Raw genomic sequence first — 2,037 nt, forward strand, 5'->3', positions numbered from 1 at the left:
CACCGAGCAATTTCCCGCCGCTCTGCCGCTCTGAAATATGCGCCAGCCGGCTTTGCACAGCGACCGGCATCTGCAATTGGTAAACATCAAACATAGAGAGCGCAAGCCCGGCCATCAGGATCGCAAATGCACCCAGCACCCACGGATTCTGCAAGGCGGCTGACAGACCTTCTCCGATCAAGCCTGCCGCTATGCCCAAAGCCGTGTAGATAAGCGCCATGCCGAGCGAGTAGACGGCGGCCAGTAGCAAGCCGCGGCTGCGCCTGAGCTGCGTGCCCTCGCCAACGATGATGCTCGAGAGGATAGGCACCATAGGCAATACGCATGGCGTAAATGCGAGGCCCAGGCCCAGCAACAAGAAGAGCGGCAGGATAGTCAGCAATTTGCCGCCTTGCAGCGAACGTTCAATGCGACCCATTTCAGAATCTGGAATCGCATTGGCTGCCGCAGTAGCGCCCTGCGCAGTCTGGACTTGCGGCGCAACAGACGCGGCATCGCCTTTTGCAGACAGCATGGCCTGCGACTCCATCGGCGCATAGCACAAACCTTTATCCGAGCATCCCTGACTGCTGGCAAGCAGCGTAAAGCGCGCCGCTGCCTGAACGGGAATCCGTATCGTCACACTGTTGCGATAGGTTTCCACATCCTTTTGAAAGGTTTCATCAAACTTGATTTTCCCGGCCGGAATGACGGCTTCACCCAGGGTCGCGCCTATGGCCTTGAATGCAAAACGTTCGCGATACATGTAATAGCCATCGGCGATCGCATACGTCACCGCGATCGTGTCCGCATCCGCCATGCGGGCAGTAAACTTGAAGGCCACTTCGGGCGCAAGGAAGGTTTCTTCAGCATGTCCAGGCAAAGGCAAGGCGCACAGCAAGGCGATCAGCGAAAAAAAACGCAGCATGCCGACCCGGCTTGCTTGCCAGACAACGAGCGAGCGATGCAAGTGCTGCATCCAGCATTTCTTAAACATTCATATCCTTATCTGTTTCCTGCCTGATCCAGTCTAAATACGCCGGCAAGCCATCGACGATGGGGATGGCGATAATCTCCGGCACGGCATATGGATGCGCAGCCTTGATCACCGCTTCCAGCTCTGCGTAATGCGGCTGTATCGTTTTAATTTGCAGCATCACTTCTGTCGCTGTTTCCAGCTGACCTTGCCAATGATAAAACGAGCGTATCGCCGGCAAAATATTGACACACGCAGCCACGCGACGTTCAATTAAAATGCACGCCAAACGCTCTGCCGTGTCCGCATCAGGCACATTCGTAAATACCAGCAAGACTTGCGCAGACATAGGCATGGAGGAATAAGTGCTGAGTTAAATAGATGGCGCTGATTAAATGGCAAACACTGCAGTCAACATGGCAGCATGAAATCGCTCTTTATCCGGGGCTCTATCTTGCCACAAACACGCTTACCCTGAAGCGATGCTGGAAAAGCAAAAGCCAGGCATAGCCTGGCTTTTTTTATTGCTGCAAACCGCAAGAAGCGGTCGCTGGCTTATTCGCCGCTGTTATCTTCTACAGCTTCGGTTGTCTCTGGACGGTCGAGCAATTCAATGAATGCCATCGGTGCATTGTCACCAACACGGAAACCCATTTTCAGGATGCGCAGGTAGCCGCCATTGCGGTTTGCGTAACGTGGGCCGAGTTCAGCGAACAGTTTGACAACCATTTCGCGATCGCGCAGGCGATTGAAGGCCAGACGTTTGTTTGCCAGGGTGTCGGTTTTGCCGAGGGTCAGGATCGGTTCGATCACGCGACGCAACTCTTTAGCCTTAGGCAAAGTAGTTTTGATTGCTTCGTGACGCAGCAGCGAAACAGTCATGTTGCGCAACATGGCAAGACGATGGGAAGAAGTACGATTTAACTTACGAAGGCCGTGACGATGACGCATGGTAATTCCTTTCAGATTTGAGTTTAAATCCAGTTCTTCTATCGACACTGCAATAGCTGTGCCGCGGACCGGTATCTATAATTTTACGACGGTGAATTCTACTACAAAAACCATGCTGGCGGAGTTACCTC

3 protein-coding genes are annotated in these 2,037 nt (G+C 53.4%); all 3 read right to left on the bottom strand.

What is annotated here, in order from left to right:
* Nucleotides 1-907, bottom strand: a 907-nt coding sequence (locus tag Q7T06_RS04705; RefSeq protein ID WP_304781039.1) for a protein-disulfide reductase DsbD domain-containing protein, incomplete at its 3' end; no start/stop codon positions are given.
* 61 nt (nucleotides 908-968) lie between these two features.
* Entirely contained in the window at nucleotides 969-1,310 is a 342-nt protein-coding gene (cutA, locus tag Q7T06_RS04710) for a divalent-cation tolerance protein CutA (protein ID WP_304781033.1), read from the bottom strand.
* Nucleotides 1,311-1,510: 200 nt separating this feature from the next.
* Entirely contained in the window at nucleotides 1,511-1,906 is a 396-nt protein-coding gene (gene rplQ, locus Q7T06_RS04715) for a 50S ribosomal protein L17 (RefSeq protein ID WP_304781036.1), read from the bottom strand.
* Nucleotides 1,907-2,037: the final 131 nt, after the last annotated feature.

The sequence above is a fragment of the Herminiimonas sp. genome (assembly GCF_030645555.1).
In the GTDB taxonomy this organism is placed as follows: domain Bacteria; phylum Pseudomonadota; class Gammaproteobacteria; order Burkholderiales; family Burkholderiaceae_D; genus Oxalicibacterium.

What these genes read in the sequence shown, in the direction of transcription:
- cutA (WP_304781033.1), bottom strand. Translation starts at nt 1,310, where the DNA reads ATGCCTATGTCTGCGCAAGTCTTGCTGGTATTTACGAATGTGCCTGAT.
- rplQ (WP_304781036.1), bottom strand. Translation starts at nt 1,906, where the DNA reads ATGCGTCATCGTCACGGCCTTCGTAAGTTAAATCGTACTTCTTCCCAT.